The sequence below is a fragment of the Streptomyces sp. VTCC 41912 genome, from assembly GCF_045799175.1.
Taxonomy (GTDB): Bacteria; Actinomycetota; Actinomycetes; order Streptomycetales; family Streptomycetaceae; genus Streptomyces; species Streptomyces albulus_C.
Window position 1 is genome coordinate 1 of record NZ_JBJMAB010000055.1, and the last position, 16,389, is coordinate 16,389.

General features: G+C 65.4%; 12 protein-coding genes and 4 pseudogenes. 7 read left to right on the forward strand and 9 right to left on the reverse strand.

The features are described 5' to 3' along the window. Positions 1 to 64: 64 nt before the first annotated feature. Complete coding sequence (locus ACJ6WD_RS38190; protein WP_407617560.1) at positions 65 to 604, forward strand: MnhB domain-containing protein; 540 nt, start codon at positions 65 to 67, stop codon at positions 602 to 604. A 429-nt stretch (positions 605 to 1,033) separates the two neighbouring features. Then, complete coding sequence (locus ACJ6WD_RS38195) at positions 1,034 to 1,603, forward strand: Uma2 family endonuclease (RefSeq protein WP_376554988.1); 570 nt, start codon at positions 1,034 to 1,036, stop codon at positions 1,601 to 1,603. A gap of 123 nt (positions 1,604 to 1,726) precedes the next feature. On the opposite strand, the gene ACJ6WD_RS38200 is transcribed toward ACJ6WD_RS38195, so the two are convergent. The 6 genes from ACJ6WD_RS38200 to ACJ6WD_RS38225 all read right to left on the reverse strand — a co-directional run bounded on the left by ACJ6WD_RS38200 (position 1,727) and on the right by ACJ6WD_RS38225 (position 8,292). Continuing rightward, positions 1,727 to 2,248, reverse strand: a complete 522-nt coding sequence (locus ACJ6WD_RS38200) for a transposase (RefSeq protein WP_376554991.1) — start codon at positions 2,246 to 2,248, stop codon at positions 1,727 to 1,729. Between the two features lie 209 nt (positions 2,249 to 2,457). Further along, positions 2,458 to 3,126 carry a DUF4232 domain-containing protein gene (locus ACJ6WD_RS38205; protein WP_407617561.1) on the reverse strand — a complete coding sequence of 223 codons (669 nt, stop codon included), beginning with the start codon at positions 3,124 to 3,126 and terminating at the stop codon, positions 2,458 to 2,460. A 1,184-nt stretch (positions 3,127 to 4,310) separates the two neighbouring features. Then, the gene (locus ACJ6WD_RS38210; RefSeq protein ID WP_376554997.1) at positions 4,311 to 5,474 is read right to left on the reverse strand and encodes an HBL/NHE enterotoxin family protein; all 1,164 of its coding nucleotides are present in this window, start codon (positions 5,472 to 5,474) and stop codon (positions 4,311 to 4,313) included. 34 nt (positions 5,475 to 5,508) lie between these two features. Beyond that, positions 5,509 to 6,360: an HBL/NHE enterotoxin family protein gene (locus ACJ6WD_RS38215; protein WP_407617562.1), complete on the reverse strand. Its 852-nt coding sequence runs from the start codon at positions 6,358 to 6,360 to the stop codon at positions 5,509 to 5,511. 2 nt (positions 6,361 to 6,362) lie between these two features. After that, positions 6,363 to 7,439 carry an HBL/NHE enterotoxin family protein gene (locus tag ACJ6WD_RS38220; protein ID WP_376555002.1) on the reverse strand — a complete coding sequence of 359 codons (1,077 nt, stop codon included), beginning with the start codon at positions 7,437 to 7,439 and terminating at the stop codon, positions 6,363 to 6,365. A gap of 214 nt (positions 7,440 to 7,653) precedes the next feature. Further along, positions 7,654 to 8,292: an N-acetylmuramoyl-L-alanine amidase gene (locus tag ACJ6WD_RS38225; protein ID WP_407617563.1), complete on the reverse strand. Its 639-nt coding sequence runs from the start codon at positions 8,290 to 8,292 to the stop codon at positions 7,654 to 7,656. 1,733 nt (positions 8,293 to 10,025) lie between these two features. On the opposite strand from ACJ6WD_RS38225, the pseudogene ACJ6WD_RS38230 reads away from it, so the two are divergent. The 5 genes and pseudogenes from ACJ6WD_RS38230 (at position 10,026) to ACJ6WD_RS38250 (ending at position 12,848) form a co-directional block, all read left to right on the forward strand. After that, a pseudogene (locus tag ACJ6WD_RS38230) lies at positions 10,026 to 11,268 on the forward strand (IS701 family transposase). 399 nt (positions 11,269 to 11,667) lie between these two features. Then, positions 11,668 to 11,811 (forward strand): annotated as a pseudogene (locus tag ACJ6WD_RS38235) (transposase); the annotation flags it as partial. Then, positions 11,771 to 12,217 (forward strand): annotated as a pseudogene (locus ACJ6WD_RS38240) (IS3 family transposase); the annotation flags it as partial. The pseudogenes ACJ6WD_RS38235 and ACJ6WD_RS38240, both read left to right, overlap by 41 nt. Before the next feature lie 139 nt (positions 12,218 to 12,356). Continuing rightward, positions 12,357 to 12,533, forward strand: a pseudogene (locus ACJ6WD_RS38245) (DDE-type integrase/transposase/recombinase); the annotation flags it as partial. An 18-nt stretch (positions 12,534 to 12,551) separates the two neighbouring features. Further along, complete coding sequence (locus tag ACJ6WD_RS38250) at positions 12,552 to 12,848, forward strand: IS3 family transposase (protein ID WP_376555128.1); 297 nt, start codon at positions 12,552 to 12,554, stop codon at positions 12,846 to 12,848. Between the two features lie 585 nt (positions 12,849 to 13,433). Here ACJ6WD_RS38250 and ACJ6WD_RS38255 read toward each other — a convergent pair. The 3 genes from ACJ6WD_RS38255 to ACJ6WD_RS38265 are packed head-to-tail and all read right to left on the reverse strand — an operon-like array spanning position 13,434 to position 15,580. Further along, positions 13,434 to 14,276: a cytochrome c biogenesis CcdA family protein gene (locus ACJ6WD_RS38255; RefSeq protein WP_376555131.1), complete on the reverse strand. Its 843-nt coding sequence runs from the start codon at positions 14,274 to 14,276 to the stop codon at positions 13,434 to 13,436. A 17-nt stretch (positions 14,277 to 14,293) separates the two neighbouring features. Next, a complete protein-coding gene (locus tag ACJ6WD_RS38260; protein ID WP_376555007.1) occupies positions 14,294 to 15,028 on the reverse strand; it encodes a DsbA family protein in 735 nt (244 codons plus the stop codon). A 57-nt stretch (positions 15,029 to 15,085) separates the two neighbouring features. Next, entirely contained in the window at positions 15,086 to 15,580 is a 495-nt protein-coding gene (locus ACJ6WD_RS38265) for a hypothetical protein (protein ID WP_376555010.1), read from the reverse strand. Between the last annotated feature and the right edge of the window lie 809 nt (positions 15,581 to 16,389).

Sequence of the window (16,389 nt, forward strand, 5' to 3'; positions counted from 1 at the left end):
GCCCCACCGGCGCGAACGGCCGCGCCCCGGACGGGCGTGGCGGCGCCGAGCAGCAGGAGCGCGGGTGACGACGCGCGCCAGGCTGGTCATGTTCCTGGTCGCGGCCCTGGCGGTCGCTGCCTTCTTCACGGCCGCGTGCGTCCACCTGCCTTCGTTCGGAACATCCGACCATTCCTACCGACAGCGGGCGATGACGGCGGCTCTGGGCCACCGCACCGCCAACGTCGTCTCCTCGATCAACTTCGATGTTCGGGCCTTCGACACCCTGGGCGAGGAGATGATCCTCTTCGGCACCGTGTTGGGGGGGGCGACCGTCCTGCTGCGCCAGGCCCGCGACGAACGCCACCGCCACGACGAGCTGGAGCAGGTGATGCCGACCACGCTGCTGTTCGGCGCTCTGCTGCTGCCGATCACCCTGGTGGTGGGCGTGTACATCGTCGCGCACGGCCAGCTCTCGCCGGGCGACGGCTTCCAGGGCGGCGTCGTGCTGGCCACCGCTTTGCACGTGGCCTACGTAACGTCCACGTGGTCCACCGTGGTCCGTGGCGACAGCGAAGGTCCAGGTCAGAGGTTCCCGCCTGCTCCCGTGCGCTCTCGTTTGTGAGAGATGTGTGAGACGGGGTGAGACGGCTCCACCCGCCTCGTACGGAGCTGTGGCCAGGTGGGGGCCCGCCCGCCACCGCGACCAACAGCGTGTCTCTCCCCCGCCCCGGCATCACCCGGCGGCTCGTCCAGCTCGACGTCGACGGAGTCTCCCGACAGCGCGGACGCAGCCCCCCCCAACGACCCGCTGTGGCCGTCCCCGTCCGGGCCAGTCGGCCACCGCGAGGCCCTGGACCGAATCTGCGTCCTGCTGAGCGAGCGGGGCTCCGAGCTGGGCCTGCGGGTCGGCATCTACACCGTGGTCATGCGCGACCGCCCCAGGAGAGTACCGACGTCGCCCACCTCGCCTCCGACACCGGCGTCGAGGGTAACCCTCCGTGCTGTCGCCGGCCGCCCTCGGCTGAAAGCCGGGAGGTGTGTGGTGACGGTCATGGAGAACCGGCCGCAGATGCTGGCCGAGGAGTTCGAGCGCATCGCTGCCGCCGCTGAGCGTGAGGGCGTCCGGATGGAGTTCATCCACGGAAAGCTGGGGGTCAAGGCGGCGCCGGACGGCGACCACGACGAGATCATCCGGTGGCTCATGGAACGCTGTATGCAACACCGCCCCGACCTGTGGCTCTACCCCGAACGCGGCCTGAAGATCGAGACCGACCGCAAAGGCCACGCCAAGCCCGACGGGACCCTCGCGGTGAAGGGCTCCTTCGCCGGCCAAGGGGAGTGGGCCGACCCCGACCAGGTGCTGATGGTCGTCGAGGTCACGGCGTACGACACCGACACCGACAAACGCGACCGCGAGGAGAAGCCCAGCGCGTACGCGCAGACGGGCATCCCGATCTACCTCCTCATCGACCGAGAGTCCTGCGAAACCCTCGTCTACAGCGAACCGGACGGCCACGCGTACGCACAACTCACCCGACGCCCCTTCGGCAAGACCATCGCACTGCCCGCACCCGTCGGGTTCTGTCTGGACACCGAAGCCTTGAAGGACTGGGTGCGCTGACACGTCGGCGTCCAGGACCTCACCCGCCACGGCGCTCGTCCGACTGGGCGCCTCGCAACCGCTGCTCGACTTCATCGACCGGGGCCTGGCCGACGATGACACCGCCGAGGCCGCCAACTTGAACTACCGGGCCCTGTGGGTCGGCGCCTTACCGGTGCCGCGGGTGGACGACGGCTCCATGCGCGACCGGGACTTATCGGGCTGGGACCCGGATGAGTTCGCCGCCGTGGTGGCCAGTACGGGCTTCGTGGTCGACGGTGTAGACCGGGGCCCGTACGTCGAGGTCTGGGCGACCCGCAGCGGCTGACCTCCGAGGCGGCGCTGTGCTCTGGAGGCCATGACGGCGAGGTTGGCCAGGCTGCGTTTGGCGTGTCCCCACACACCTTCGGCCGGGTTGAGGTCGGGCGAGTAGGCGGGCAGCAGGAACACCTTGAGCCAGTCGCGCTCGGCGATCACCTTCCGCATCTTGAGGGAAACATGGGTGTTGAGACGGTCCCGCACCAGCACGAGCGGCGCCTTCACGAGCTGGTGGGCGCCATCGATCAGCGCGACGAAGTCCCGCTCAACCATGCTGCGGCGCTGCCCCTTGCCCGCGGGGTGGGCGCGCAGGCAGTGGCGCAGCCGGGTCCGGGAGCCGGGACGCATCGCGCGAACAACTCGGCCGCCTGGGCTCGTATGGCCTCACGACGCTGACGCCCCGGGCGCCGGCGATTTGATCACGTAGGTCGTCGCCCGGGACACCGTGGACCAGGACTTCGCCGCCCCCCGCCCGCGCTTTCTGGCCGAGTGGGGCTACGCCTACCGCACCGTGGACGCGGACGACGTGCTGGCGGGGGGCCACGTCTGACCGGGGGTCAGTCGACGTTGCCGCCGACCGGGCCGACCTGGATGTTCTTGGGGCTGCTGTTGGAGCCGTCCGTCACGGCGAGGTTGATCTGCGGTTGGCGCACGGTCAGTTGGTGGGTGTCGTTCGGCGGGGTGACCGTCAGGCTGGTCACGTTGACGCCGGTGCCGCCGCTGTTGTTGTAGGGGGTCATCAGCTGGAAGGTGGTCGACTGGCCGGGCGAGAGGGTGACCGAGACCGGGGAGGTGTCGCTCCGCGTGGCGCTGTCCGAGCCGCCGCCCTGGAAGTTCAGGTCGACCCCCGGGAAGCCGTGCATACTGCAGCTGCTGGAACCGTTGTTGGTCAGTCGGACGGTGGTGAGCACCTCGGCGCCGCCGGTCGTCTTGCTGCTCGCGCGGACGCCGCTGAGGTCGGACGCGTGGCATATCGAGCCGCCGCCGCTGCCGCCGGCGGCCTGCGCGCTGCCGCCGCCCGAATCGGAGCCCGAGCCGTCGGCCTCGGCCTGGGGAGACCCACCGGTCGCCCCGCCGTTCGTACCGGCGGCCGCGGTGGCGCTCGCCGAGGCGCCGCCGCTGGCGCTCGCGCTGCCCGAGGTCGAGCCGTCGCTGTTGCAGGCGGTGAGCGACAGGCCGGCCGCGACGGCGACGACGGCGATGGCGGCGGACTTGTGGGTTCGCAAGGGATTCTCCCAGGTTGACGCAACATCAGTTCTCTGTGATCTCTTACGTGGGATCCACGCGGCCCGGGCGGGCCCGGTTGCCAACTGGTAAGAGATCTTCACGTGGTTGATATCACGTCGCCTACCTGCAACCTTCCACTGGGGAGGTCATCCTCGATGCCTCACCGGCTCGCCGCATGGCGCGGCGCCACTTAAGTGAGAACGAGTTCTGAGAACTGATCGGGCACCCGGATCGGCCCTGGCGTCCGTTGCCGACCTTGCTCCCGGAAGGGGTCGTTTACGCGAAGCCCGGGTCGCAATCGGCGCTGCCGCCATCCGCCGGTCGGCTGTTCCCCGAGACCGGATCTCGGCGAGCGCGGGGAAGCCGGTTCCCCCAGCACCCCGGGCGCCGTGGGCGTCCTGCTCCATGGTCCGCGCCGTCAGATGCCCGGTCGTGCCGGGGACCCGGCTGCGGCTACCCGTGCGGACGACGCTCAGGCGGGTCGGTCCGCTCACGCGCTGTGCCCTGCATGCGCCGGGTCCTGGCCGTGCGCGTGGGTGTGCACGTGGGATTCCTCGCCGTCCTGGCCGGCGTGGAAGTGCGGGCCATGGGGCCCGGGTCGAGCGGGATGTGCTCACCGGCGCCCTTTTTGGGGTGCCGTTGGCTGGACGACGCGGCTCACGCTGCATGGCAGATTCATGTCCGGGCGCAGTTTGACGGGGCCAGCCCATTCCGTGCGCTCAGGAAGCTGTGGGAACTGCCCTCGTAGATCGCTGCATGCATGACGCCGGGGCCCGCTGTCAGCGGGCCCCGGCGTCGTTCGGTTGTGGTGCGGCTTAGAACGAACTGATGATGCACTGCGCACCCAGGGACACCTCTGTCGCCAGGCCCGTCGTCTCTCCTGCCTGACTCAACTTCGCCATCTTCGGCCTACTCCTCGGAGCCCAGGAAGGCATCCAGTCAGCTGGCGAATCGCAAAGTCGCGCGGCTCATCCTCTCTACGCTCTGGCAGGGAGTCGGAGCAGGGACCTGGCACGTCCTCAGCATCACTTGGATTTGCGGCAAAACGCCCCTCGGTGACAGTCGAAGGTCAAGTAGAGGGCAGCCTGGAAGAAGCGCGGCAGCTCTTGGCGGACTGCCGTGGTCCGGAACATGGAGGCGTCCCGGGCCACGAATGTGAGGAGGCGTAGAGGTTGCTACAGGATCACGTCGTCTGGTCGATCTCAGCCGGGACACTGGTCAGGAGAGCCATGTAGCGCCGGGAGGCGTCCGCACGGACAACCCACTCTGCCGCCGCGACATTAAGGTGATTCGGCAGCTCCGCGGCAGAGGAGCCCTGGGCCAGGGCATCCCAATGCTTAAGGCGCCACAATTCTTCCTCCCACAACTCGTACGCGTCATCCAGGGAGGAAGACGCTTGATGAGCGGCACCCGACATGCGTTTGACGTTGCTGTGCACGGTGGTGAAGACACCGAGCTGGAGCTGGCTGGAGGTCAGCTTTCGCATCTCGTCGCCATACCGTGCGATGTCCTTGCGCGCTTGTTCTGCTGCATCTTGGGCCTCGTCCAGAGCCTTAGGCCTGATCAGCTCGCCGAAACGCTTCTGCACTCCAGAGAAGACGTAGGGAACCTTCCCCGCTTCCTGGAAGAACGCAACGGCATCTCGAGTGAGGGCGGACGCGTCCTTGGCTACGGCGGACCGGGCGAAGGTAAGACCCGCCTGGACAACGGTCTTGTAGGTGGCAAAGTTTTGAATCTCGACGGCGAAGTCAATTGCCGAGACCAGGGCTCCCCGGAATGCGTTGGCCGTCATCTCGGCAATGACCTGGTTGCTCTGCGCCAGTCGTCCGTCGATTTCTTCCAGCGCAGCCCGGATCCTCGCTACGTCTCCCTGCGGCCCTTGGTAGTTCGCCTCCACATGCTTCGCGTCAGAGGCAAAACCCGCGTCGTCGTCGTCAACACCCTGGCGGAAGATTCCGAGGAAAGCCTTACTGTTGGGCAGTGAGCCTTGAAGCCTCGATGCCTGCCCTTGGAGAACGCGCACCCCATTGCGGAACTGATTTAGGGCCTCGGCATCGTCTGGCTGAGCGGCAAGCTTGGTCAGATAAGGCAGGTAGGCGTCGTAGGTGTTGGCGTAGCTCTGAATATCAGTCAAAGGCTGCAGCAGCGCCTGATGGTAGCTGGCCCGCCAGCTGAAGGCATGTTCACGGGCAACGGCCTGACCACGGGCCAGAGTGGGCACGAGGTCCAGGCTCAGCTCCGGCTGACGGGCGACCCCGGTGGCCGCAACAGTCACGAGCTGGTGGCTGGCGAACAGCGCCTCAACAGCTGATTCGGACAGGCTGGGTACTGATATATTCAGGTTCATGCGTAGTCCTCTTAGTGAAGGGCGAAAGGGCTTATCAGGATTCGTCAAGCAGGGCGTTCAACTGTCGGGCGAGGCCCTCGAACTCCCGCTCGATCAAGGTGAGTTGCGCCACGACGAACCCCTTGAGGCACAGGGAGGTATCCGATATGGCGGACAGGACGTTGCCGGCTCGACCAGATACATCCTTCATGGCGTTGCTGAGCGCGGTCAGGGTTGCAACGGCGAGTCCGACGGATTCCACGAGCTGGGCGAGACAGTTGGACAGGGCAGCGAAAGCACTGGCCAGCTTGTAGCTCCGTTCGGATTCCTTCGTCAGCTCAGCTAGGTGCTTTTTCGCGCCGTCTAGGTCGATGAGAGCAGGGTAGAACGGATACTTACGGGTTTCCTCGACAAGGCCGATGATGTCAACCAGGGACGAGATCTTTCGCCGGAGCTCCGTGAGCAGCTCCAAGCTAGCGTTGGCTTGCGCACGGACCTCAGCCAGATCTCCGACGAACTTCGAAGCGTCCGAACTTAGCGAGTTGAAGATGGCATTGGTGCTTTTCGTGCTGCGGCTGAGCTCTCTTTGGAGTTGCTCAAACGACATCATCGCGTCCTGTAGAGCGTGACCGAAGAAGCTCCGCGCGTCATCGTCCCCGCGCTCCACACCCGTGTAGGCGTCGCGGAGCTGTGGTGCGGTCCTGGACAAGTAAATTCTGATGAATTTCTGGGTATTGTGCAGGGATTCCTTGATCTGGCACTGTGTGGTAGTCAGCCAGGTTTCTGCATGCTGTTGGGCCGTTACCAGGTGCGCTGCCACCGCGGATGAGATGTCGTCAGCGTCAATGCGGATGTCGCGAACGGCCTGGGCAGCCTTTGTTACATCCGAGATGATGGCGGAGGTCATTCTCAGGCCGCCTGGTCCAGCTGCACATTCACGGGGAGGTTCGTGAGCTGCCTGCTGATGAGATCGGCGCTCTCCCGCGTGCCGACCCAATTCCGCTTAGCGGCATCCAACTGGGCGCGGAGGAAGATTCCGGCGTCGGGGTTAGCGCCGTCCTTCAAACTGTCGATGACAGTTTTGAATCGGGTTCCGAGCTCGGCCCACGTGTTCTCCATCGCCCGCAGATGTTGCGATGCCTGCTCATTCGCGGTGGAAAGACTACTGAACTGTGTTTCGATCGCATGGAGTACAGCAAGTTCCCCGTGGATCGTGCTGATTTGAACCAAGGTCTCACGTAGCTCCTTCGCCTTGGCCTTGTAGGATTCGGTAGCGATGGCGGCTGTTACAGCTCCACCACCGGTGGCAACCATGCCGCCAACGAGGATCGGCACCCCGTAGCCAGTTGGCAGGAGAAGCAGGCCCACCAAGATCGTGATGGAGCCTACTGCTACGACGGTCCAGCCGACAGCAATGATCGTCTGATCTTTCTTCATCCCGTCGGTCAGCGTCTTCGCGAGCTCCTCAAGGCGTGCGAGCTCTCCCTTATCGCCCTCGTACACGGAGCGTGCCTGCTGGACCAGATCCTGGAAATTGCCGTAGTCGTTGTGAATGTTGCGGGTGAACGACGTGAGCTTCTTGCTGGCTTGTGCCGTGTGGTCCTGTTGACGCCTGACCTGCCGGACGAGCGTCTCTAGCCCGCTGATGAACTCGGCACGATTATTGCCAGTTGTGATGCCGCCAGCGAGCGAGTAGAGCGGGGCATAGTAACTATCAAAGGTGTTGGCAAAACTAATCAGTTCGGTGTTGGCTGCTATGAGACCTGTCGAGACATCTGCCTGCCAGCTCTGAGCATGCTCGCGGGCCTCCATCTGGTACCTCTCGAGGTTCTGGATCTTGTCAAGCTTGATCTCTCCCTGCCTCAGGACGGCAGCGGTGTACGCGTCGACCTGGGCCCTGGACGCAGCCAGTAGCTTTCCGCTCTCCATCATCTCGTCACCGGGGCCAAACGCCGGGTTTGCGGTATCCGCGAGGAGGTACAGCATGGTTTTCCCTTTCTCATGAAACAGGTGATGTCAATTAGTTCTGCCGGGGAGCGGCAGCTGCACCGGGCTCCCTCGTTGCGATAGCCGGGCGTAGCGTGGATGGGCGGCGACCGGCTCGGCGCGTAGGCGCTGCGGCCGCGCACTAGGGTCGGACAGCCAATGCGCCGTGTAGGCAAGGAGAAGAGAATCTGCGTGGGGGCGTTGAGGCGGGTCATTAGCCGTAGGCGAGGCGGTGCAGGTGGGCCCAGCCCTTGGGGCCGATGGCGGCATCGCGGGTGGCACCTCGGGACCGGTAGATGGGGTTGACCCAGTGGAACTGGGCGACAGCATCCTGGGTACGCGGCCCGTAGTTGTCCACCTCGGGAAGATCGGAGGACATGTACCCGGCAGCCTTAAGGGCGCGCTGCAGTCCTCGGGCGGAGGGGCGAGTCCTGTTCGGCGCGATCCCGGCGGGGAAGGCTGGCGGGGAGTACGCTCCCCCGCCACCCGCTGGAGCCGTGGGCTTTCCCGTGGGCTTCTCGCTGCCGGGGCGCGGAGCACCGCGTTGTACCCAGTCGTACAGGGACTGGCCAGGACAGGCAGTGGCATAGCCGTCTCGGTGCCCCCTGATCTCGCTGCCGGCGCCCCGGGCACGCAGGTACTCGATGGCATCCCGCAGGCCGTGCAGCATCTCCGGTGACGGCCGGGTGAGCCCGGACGAGCCGAGCAGGGCGCACACCGCGTAGTGGCCAGCGTTCAGGGCGGTGTTGCCATTGGCGGCGGATCGTGTGCCCGCGCCGCGCCCTTCGAAGGCATAACCGTGTTCACATACCAGATAGTTGTAGGCAATGTCGGACCAACCATTGCTGTCCATATGGTGATTCTGAATACCGCGGACCGCGGACGCGCATTTATCGTGCGGGCGGGAACTGTGAAAGGTACCTAGGTAATGGACCTTCACCCCCCGGGCCGTTGTGAGAGTTCCGGGGTGCTGCATACGGGTGCGTGCACCCCATGTAGGGCGAGTAACAAGTTTCACGGACTTCCCCCAAGAAGGCTGCTGAGGGTAGATGAGGAAAAGCGGGAAAGAGGTGAGCGAACGAGGCGAACTGACGCCTCATCAGCTCAAGAGGTGCACCGGAATGCCCCTCGGCGCCATGTGATCGATGCTGGCATATGACTGACTTTTAAGCCAGGTTCGGGCCTATGGCGAAGCCCACATCGTCTCGTGGAGTTCTGCGCCGGCAGCGGCTCGTTGAACACCCTGGCCCGCCAATTGGCGTTGGGGTCTTCTTGTGGCCTCGCATCTCCTCGCGAGAGCGATGACGACTCTCTTGGCGAGCCCTGGCCAACTCGACTGGGAAAAAGATGCCTTGCATGAGATCAGGATGTTCCGTACGCTCCAGCGTGAGGGGCTCGATCCCCTCCGTCGCAATGGTCCGTCGATCGACTGCGACAGCACTTGCCGTGCCGAAAGAAGGCTCCTGTACGCGCTTGCCTCGGTGTCGAGTCCTAGAGTTCGCGTATACGTACGACACGGAAGACTTTCCATCGGGGCTGGGAGTTCGATGCCTTGGCCGCGCCCATCATCCGCAGTCCGGATGACGACAGCTGCACTTTGACCCTCAAGGGCAAGTTGCCTTCCGCACCTTCGTCGGCAAGTGGCAGCGCGAGTGGCCCGCCAGCACTGCAGGACACTCTTACGGGACCGTCCGGCATTGCATGGAAGCGATCAGCCCCGACCTGACGCGGCTGCTGCAGACTCGCCCGAACTCCCTTTCGCAGTGCCTGATCCGGGAATTCGCCGAGTGGCACGCGACGGAGTACACCGTCAAGGGTGCCAGGCGCATACGCTAACTGACTTCCAAACCACATCGGGGGAATCGACGCGCCTCCGGACATCCGTGCGGACACGCGTTACTGCCGTTTCATCATCTCTGGCATACAGAAACTCGTCACGCCGCTCCCCCATCGACGGCGGCAGCCCGTGACCGGTGGCACCGGCTCCCTCGCTCGCTCGCTCGCTGCCCTTCGTTCGGTCATGCCCCCGCACCAAGCCCCCGACCAACACTGGAATCCACATGTCCACCTTCATCCGCACCCACAACGCCCGTCTATACTCCATCGTCACCGCCGCCATCGCCCTACTCGCCCACTACGTACCCGGGCTACCCAGCGAAATCATCCTCGCCCTAGTCGCCGCGATCCTGGGCACCGGGGAGACCGTCCAGCGCCTCGAAGACCACAAGACCGCCCAAGCCTTGGCCACTCCAACTCCCGCGGGGGCCCGGTGCCAATGTGCCCCACCGGAATGCGGTTGAGCCCATCGGCACCGGACGCGGCGGCTGCCGGTGAGGGCCTGGCGGTTCGTGCCCTTTTCGACGCCGACCTCCATGGCGTATTTCGCCTGCCTACCCTGGTCCTGCTGGGCGGCATGACTCGCCTGGACACGACCCTGTAACGGCCATGGGCATAGCGCGAGTTGGCTACCCCAACGGGGTGCAGTGGAATTTCACTTCGCCCAGTGCGAGCGTGCCCCGCACGGCCTAGTAGTGCTTCGTTAGGTTGATTTGATCGCACGGTCCATGGTGGTGCATGCTGCCGCTCGTGGATCTCGGGGAGGTCGAGCAACTGCGGGGACTCTATCGGCGAGTTCGTGGCTGAGGTGTTCTCGCCGCTCAAGCGCAAGGACCAGCGCGGATGGGGGAACTGCTACCTGCGCGGGCTGATGCTGGACGGGCGACGCAAGTCCATCCAGCCGATGGCCGAGCGACTTCCGGACGGCAACATGCAGGCATTGCAGCAGTTCGTCAGCCAGTCGCCGTGGGACCACACCCCGGTGCTGCGGGCCATCGCGACGAAGTTGTGTGAAGCCGTCGTTCCCGAAGCGTGGGTGATCGACGACACCTCCTTCCCCAAGGCGGGAGATCAGTCGGCCGGAGCAGCCCGACAGTGGTGTGGGGCCCTGGGCAAGAAGTCGCTGTGCCAGGTGGGCATGAGTCTGCATGCGGTCACCGATGCGGCATCGGTGCCGCTGACGTGGCGGTTGTTCCTGCCCGAGGAGTGGGCGGACCCCGATGATGAACGCCGAACGAAGGCCGGGATACCCGAAGAGGTGAGGCACCGGGAGAAGTGGCGGCTGGCACTGGACGCGATCGATGAGGCACTGGGGTGGGGGCTAGCTGGCCAGGTTGTCGTGGCCGACGCTGGATACGGCCAGATGCACGCCTTCCGAACCGGTCTGGCCGAGCGCGGGCTGGACTACGTGGTCGCCGTCCGCCCGGACACCAGCGCCCATCCCGGCGAGGCGGTGCCAACAGTGCCGGAACGCATCGGGCGGATGGGAGCCCCGCGGCTGCCCCGGTACCGCGATCCGGTGCGATCGCTCAAAAACCTGGTCACGCAGGCTGGTCGACGTCGGCTGCGACACTGCACCTGGCGGCAGGGCAGCACAGGCGCGATGACCAGCCGATTCATGGCAATGGAGGTCCGCCCGGCAGGCGTCGCGGCGAAGAAGGCCGCGCTGGGTAAGGCAGGCGGGCGCGCCAGCTGGGACGGCGTCCTCCCAGTCGAGACCCTGATCGCCGAATGGCCGCCCCACCACGACGAACCCACTGACTACTGGTTGACCAGCCTGCCCGTCGACACCGCACTGCGGCACCTGGTGCGGATGGCGAATGTCCGTTGGCGGATCGAGCACGACTACCGAGAGATGAAGCACGGGCTGGGCCTGGACCACTTCGAGGGCCGCACCTGGCGCGGCTGGCACCACCACGTCACCCTCGTCACCGCCGCCCACGCCTTTCTCACCCTCCGGCGCCTGGACCCAAAAGCTCAAGCGCCGGCCTGACCTTCTACCAAGTCCTCCAGACCATGCAGGACCTGCTGCTGTGCTGGGCCGGCGCATGCCCCACCTGCCATCGCGATCTACCGGACCGACCCCGAATAGGCCGCCACACGACCAACCCAACCTAACGAAGCACTACTAGATGAATGAGTCCGATGTCTTCAGTGGTCCTTACGTTGCCGCTCCTGCCGGTGCCACCACACCATCGTGACGCCCCAGCGCTCACACGCCTGCCATGGAGAGTCGAAGGTGGCCTAAATGCCCATCGACTACGTGTGTCCCTGAGGTTCCCCCGAGATGCGGAGGGTGTTGACAGAGAGTCAGATGGGATTTATGAGGAGAACATCGACCATGGCCGCCCCCAGAAAGTACTCGCTGGAGTTGCGTGAGCGTGCGGTACGGATGTATCTCACCGCCGATCCGAAGCCCCAGATCAAGAAGCTCGCCGTCGACCTCGGAGTGCACCCTGAGGCCCTGCGCGGCTGGATCCGACAGGCCGAGGCGGATGCCGGCGAGCGTGACGACCGGCTCACCACCGACGAGCGCGGCGAGCTCGCCGAGCTCGCCGAGCTACGCAAGGAGAACGCCCAGCTCAAGCGGGCGAACGAGGTGCTGCGGACGGCCTCCACTTTTTCGCGGCCGAGTTCGACCCGACCCGGCCCAGGTGACCGCGCTCCTCGACGAGCACCCCAACCTGGGGGTCGAGCCCGTACTCCGGGAACTGCACATCGCCTCCTCCACCTACTACCGCTGGCGCCAGGCCGTGCGCGAACCGTGCCAACGGCGGCGCCGCGACGTCGAGCTGACCGAGCGGAGCAAGGAGATCCACGCCGAATTCCGCGGGATCTACGGCTCGCCGTGGGTGCACGCCGCGCTCAAGCGCGAGGGTGTTCACGTCGGGCGCAAGCGGGTCGAACGGCTGATGCGCGAGGACGGCCTGGCAGGTATCAGCCCGCGTCGCAAGAGCGGTTTCACGCGCCGTGCCCCGAAGGCCACCCTCGCCCCGGACCTGGTGCAACGGGACTTCACAGCCGAGGGCCCGAACCGGCTGTGGGTCACCGACCTGACGATGATCTCCACCGGCGAGGGCGTTGTGGCTCTCCGCGATCTGCGACGCGTTCTCCCGCCGCGTCGTAGCCTGGGAGACCTCCGCCCACGCGGACGCCGGCCTGGTGCTGACCACGCTGGAGTACGCGCTCGCCAGCCGAGAGATCGAACCCGGAACGCTCATTCATCACGCCGACCACGGCTGTCAATACACATCCATCAAGCTCACAACCCGCTTGATGCGAGCGGGAATTGAGGCGTCCATGGGGTCGGTCGGGGACTCCTACGATAACGCCCTCGCCGAGAACCTGTGGATGCTGATCAAGACCGAGGGCCTGCTCAGGCGAGCCTTCGCCACGCGGGCCGAGGGGAACCTCGCACTCTTCGAGTACATCGACGGCTTCTATAACAGTCGGCGCATCCAGGAGCGACTCGGCTGGCTCAGCCCGATCGAGTTCGAAGAGAAGCACTACACCAAGCAGGCAACGGCCGAGCGAACGGACCTGAAACTCCGTCAACCCGCCCTGAGCAGCTGACCAGCACCTGCCGAACGCCGGGGGAACCTCACCCAGCACCCGTTCCTCGTCGGTGGCGGCGCGCAGCTAATCCGCATCCAGCACGTCGCGCTGCTGGCCCGCGTACCAGGGTCCGGGACCAGCGCCTCGTACGCCGGCGGGCCGGTCGGTCAGCTTCTCGCGTTCGTCGTCGCTACTCCTCGAGCCGGTCATGACGGTGGCTGCCCTGCCCGCGTGCTGGCTGTTCAGGACCGCGAACCGGCGCACAGAGCCGCCTTCTAATCACCGCCGTCAGCGTCGTCTGAGCAGAGGAGGGTGCTGGCGCTGTCGCTGTGCTTGCGCCGAGCGCTCGGGGCAGCCTTGCCTCTGGGCTCTGATGTGAACTGGTGACGTACCTGTACGAGGTCGTCCAGGGTGTTCGGCTGAACTGGTCGACGGGCCTGAGAGCGGTGACGAGGGCCTGCTGGTCGGCCGGGCCAACGCCGTTGAGGCACCCCCGCACCACGGATACCAGTTGTGGGCCGATCCGCGACAGCCCAGCTCACATCACACCTCGACTCCCCACCAGCGTCCGCCGAAGTAGTGATCATGACTCTGGCCGGAATTTCAGGGCTCTTGGTCGTCGACCGTTGGCTTAGCGAGAGTCTTGCCACGTCGGAGGCTTCGCGCCAAGGCAACGACCGAAAGGGTCCCGGCCAGGGCAGCGAAAGAGAGCAACACCAGCTTGTTGGACACAGCACTACCGATGCTGGTGAGCCACTCCTCCAAGGCGAATTCCGTGTCCGTGCCAATCAAGGCCGGCAGTGCCGAGGTCCCTTCGAATAGCAGGAAGACTGTGCCGAGTGTGATGAACAGCAAGCCGCTGATCAGTGAAGTGCTGTGCAGGGGCAGGGGGCCTATCTGGAAGGCTCTTCCGCGTAGCCAGCGCCTGCGGCCCAAGTCGAAGCGGTCCCAGAGCAGGGCCAAGACGAACATGGGTACCGCCATCCCGAGGGCGTACACGGCCAAGAGGACTCCGCCGTAAGCAGGGTCGCCTCCCATGGCTGCGACCGTGAGGATGGCGCCGAGGATCGGCCCCGCGCAGAATCCGGCAAGTCCGTACACCGCGCCGAGGGCGAATACCGACAGCGACGACCCTGTGCGGCGACGTCCCGCCGCTTCTGCCATCCTGCGGGAGCCGAAACCGAGCCCTGCGATCTGTGCGATGCCGAGGGCGATGACCGTCCAGCCGCCGACGGTGATGAGTGTGTCTCGGTGGCCGTAGAACAGCTTGCTCGCGAATGATCCGGCCACGCCAAGTGGAACAAGAGTGACGCAAAGACCCGCGTAGAAGAGGCCGGTGCGGGCGACGAGCTTGGTGTAATTGGTGAAGGAGTACGCGAAGAAGGCGGGCAGGAGGAGTGCGCTGCACGGACTGAGCAAAGCCAGCAGCCCGCCCAAGAACGCCATGACCAAGCTGACGTCATTCACTTGGCGGCCTCCTTCGCCGCTGCCTCGATGACGTCCTTGAAGGTAGACGTCGGCTGGGCCCCTAGGATCGGCTGGCCGTTGATCAAAAAGGCGGGGGTACTTGTTACCCCAAGGTCGTGCGCCTCGTTCTTGTCGGTGCGCAGGGCTTCTCGGGCCTTGTTGGAGTTCAAGTCCGCTTTGAAGCGTTCCAGGTCTTTGACGCCGGCCTTGCGCGCCATGTCAACGAGTTTCTCGTCGCTGAACTCACCGGTGTTGCGCTTGCGTTCCTTGCTGTAGGCAACGTCGTGGAACTCCCAGAATTTCTTCTGCTGACCGGCTGCCCAGCTGGCCAGTGCAGCCCGCTCCGACTCCTTGCCGAAGATGGGGAAGCTGCGCCACTCGATGCGCAGGACGCCCTTGTCCACGTACGAGCGCAGGAGCTCAGGCTTGGTGTCCCTGGCGAACTTCCCGCAGAACGGGCACTGGAAGTCGGAGTACTCGATCATGACTACCGGGGCATCGGCGCGGCCGAGTGCCATGGGGTCGGCGCCGTCGCGGCGAGCCAGGGCCAGCAGTTCTTGGTTGGGTGGAGCAGAGGGGCCGGATTGGACGCGTTCAGTTGCGCTGTTGTGGTCGGCGGAGTCGTTCATCGTGAGGGCGAACACCGCAGTGGTGGCGGCAGCCGCCAGGACTGCGATGGCCGCGGCGGCCCGTATGCGGGTGCGGCGAGCAGGAGAAGTCGACTTGGTCATGGGAAGCCTTTGGTCTTGAGCGGAAGAAGATGGCTGGTAAAGGAAAGGTGAGTTGGGTCAACGCCGGGCCTGGAGAGGGCACTGCGTCTGCATGGACAAGCGGCTCAGGGCCGCTTCCATGAGCAGCCCGATGGAGACCAACGCAAGCAACGGTTGCAGGGGGGCCCAGTAGCTGAGGGCCCCTGAGGTGCCCAGGAGGATGAGCACGAGCTTGTTGCAGATGGGGCAGCCGACGGCGAGGAAGGAGAGTACTCCGCCGATGGCTCCGAGTCGCTTCTCGCGGTCTTTACGCGGCTGTGATTCTGCTGTGCCAAGACGCACATAGGTACTCAGGACGATGCCGGCGAGTACCGCCGTCACAGCGAGGGTGGGGTAGTTCCACCACTGCACGGGCACCGTGCGAGCGAACAGCGGGGTGGGCACGACGGCGGTGGGCACGCCGACTGCGAGCGTGGTGGTCAGGGCGCCGCCGGCGGCAACGATCCGCTGACGGCTCTGCCACGAGCGCAACGCCGTGATCGCCCGGCTCAGAGAGCGCCGGGAGTTGGGCATGCTGAAGAGCTCCGGTTCCGGTAGGGAAGGGACACGATCACGCAGGGGATCGGTCTAGATCCGCAGAACGGAGTGGAGCGTCTCAGGGGGTGAAGGGGGTATGGGTGGTGGCGTGGGCCCTCCACGTCCTGATGAGGCGTGGGAGAGCCACGTAGTGAACTCGACGTGGGGGCAGGCTGGGGCGGACACGTCGGGGGACGGTGAGCAGTGCCGGCTCTCAGCCCGGTACGCGGTTGAGTCCGCCACCGCCTTGTGGCCGCACGGCTTCGTACCGTCCTGGTGGCTGACTGATGCCGTCGTCCCTGTCGCGACGACGGTGCGATCGTTGTTTGCGACAGCCCGGGGATGGTCAATGGGCCCCGCCAGGCACAGCACTCCCACAACCAGCATGAGAAGCAGCAGCACACCGCGCAGTGCGGCGGGGGCCGCTGTACGCATCGCTGATGCTGCCATCTCGTGCCGTCCTAGAGGGAGTTGCAGTGTCTCTTCCCTGTCGTGTGATGTACCCGGCTATCCGACGCTCCTTCTTGTACCCCACTGCCTTGCATGGGACGGGGCCAAACCGTCTCCGTCTGGCGGCTGGGGTGACCGAAAGGGGAAGAATCACCTTCACGGACTGACTTTAACATCAGTACGTTATCTCGACAAACAGGACGAGATCATCGCCTAAACCGCGTAGACGAGCCGTTCCTCTCGCCAACGACCCAAACCTTCTTGTTGACCACCTGCCGATCGAGCGCCGGACAAGAAGGCCGGCGTCGGCTGGCACAGTGCACTGCTGCAACGTCCGCGTAGCGTTCGAACTGGCC

What these genes read in the sequence shown, in the direction of transcription:
- ACJ6WD_RS38260 (WP_376555007.1), bottom strand. Translation starts at nt 15,028, where the DNA reads ATGACCAAGTCGACTTCTCCTGCTCGCCGCACCCGCATACGGGCCGCC.
- ACJ6WD_RS38250 (WP_376555128.1), top strand. Translation starts at nt 12,552, where the DNA reads ATGCGAGCGGGAATTGAGGCGTCCATGGGGTCGGTCGGGGACTCCTAC.
- ACJ6WD_RS38225 (WP_407617563.1), bottom strand. Translation starts at nt 8,292, where the DNA reads ATGGACAGCAATGGTTGGTCCGACATTGCCTACAACTATCTGGTATGT.
- ACJ6WD_RS38200 (WP_376554991.1), bottom strand. Translation starts at nt 2,248, where the DNA reads ATGCGTCCCGGCTCCCGGACCCGGCTGCGCCACTGCCTGCGCGCCCAC.
- ACJ6WD_RS38255 (WP_376555131.1), bottom strand. Translation starts at nt 14,276, where the DNA reads ATGGCGTTCTTGGGCGGGCTGCTGGCTTTGCTCAGTCCGTGCAGCGCA.
- ACJ6WD_RS38265 (WP_376555010.1), bottom strand. Translation starts at nt 15,580, where the DNA reads ATGCCCAACTCCCGGCGCTCTCTGAGCCGGGCGATCACGGCGTTGCGC.
- ACJ6WD_RS38195 (WP_376554988.1), top strand. Translation starts at nt 1,034, where the DNA reads ATGGAGAACCGGCCGCAGATGCTGGCCGAGGAGTTCGAGCGCATCGCT.
- ACJ6WD_RS38210 (WP_376554997.1), bottom strand. Translation starts at nt 5,474, where the DNA reads ATGAACCTGAATATATCAGTACCCAGCCTGTCCGAATCAGCTGTTGAG.
- ACJ6WD_RS38220 (WP_376555002.1), bottom strand. Translation starts at nt 7,439, where the DNA reads ATGCTGTACCTCCTCGCGGATACCGCAAACCCGGCGTTTGGCCCCGGT.
- ACJ6WD_RS38215 (WP_407617562.1), bottom strand. Translation starts at nt 6,360, where the DNA reads ATGACCTCCGCCATCATCTCGGATGTAACAAAGGCTGCCCAGGCCGTT.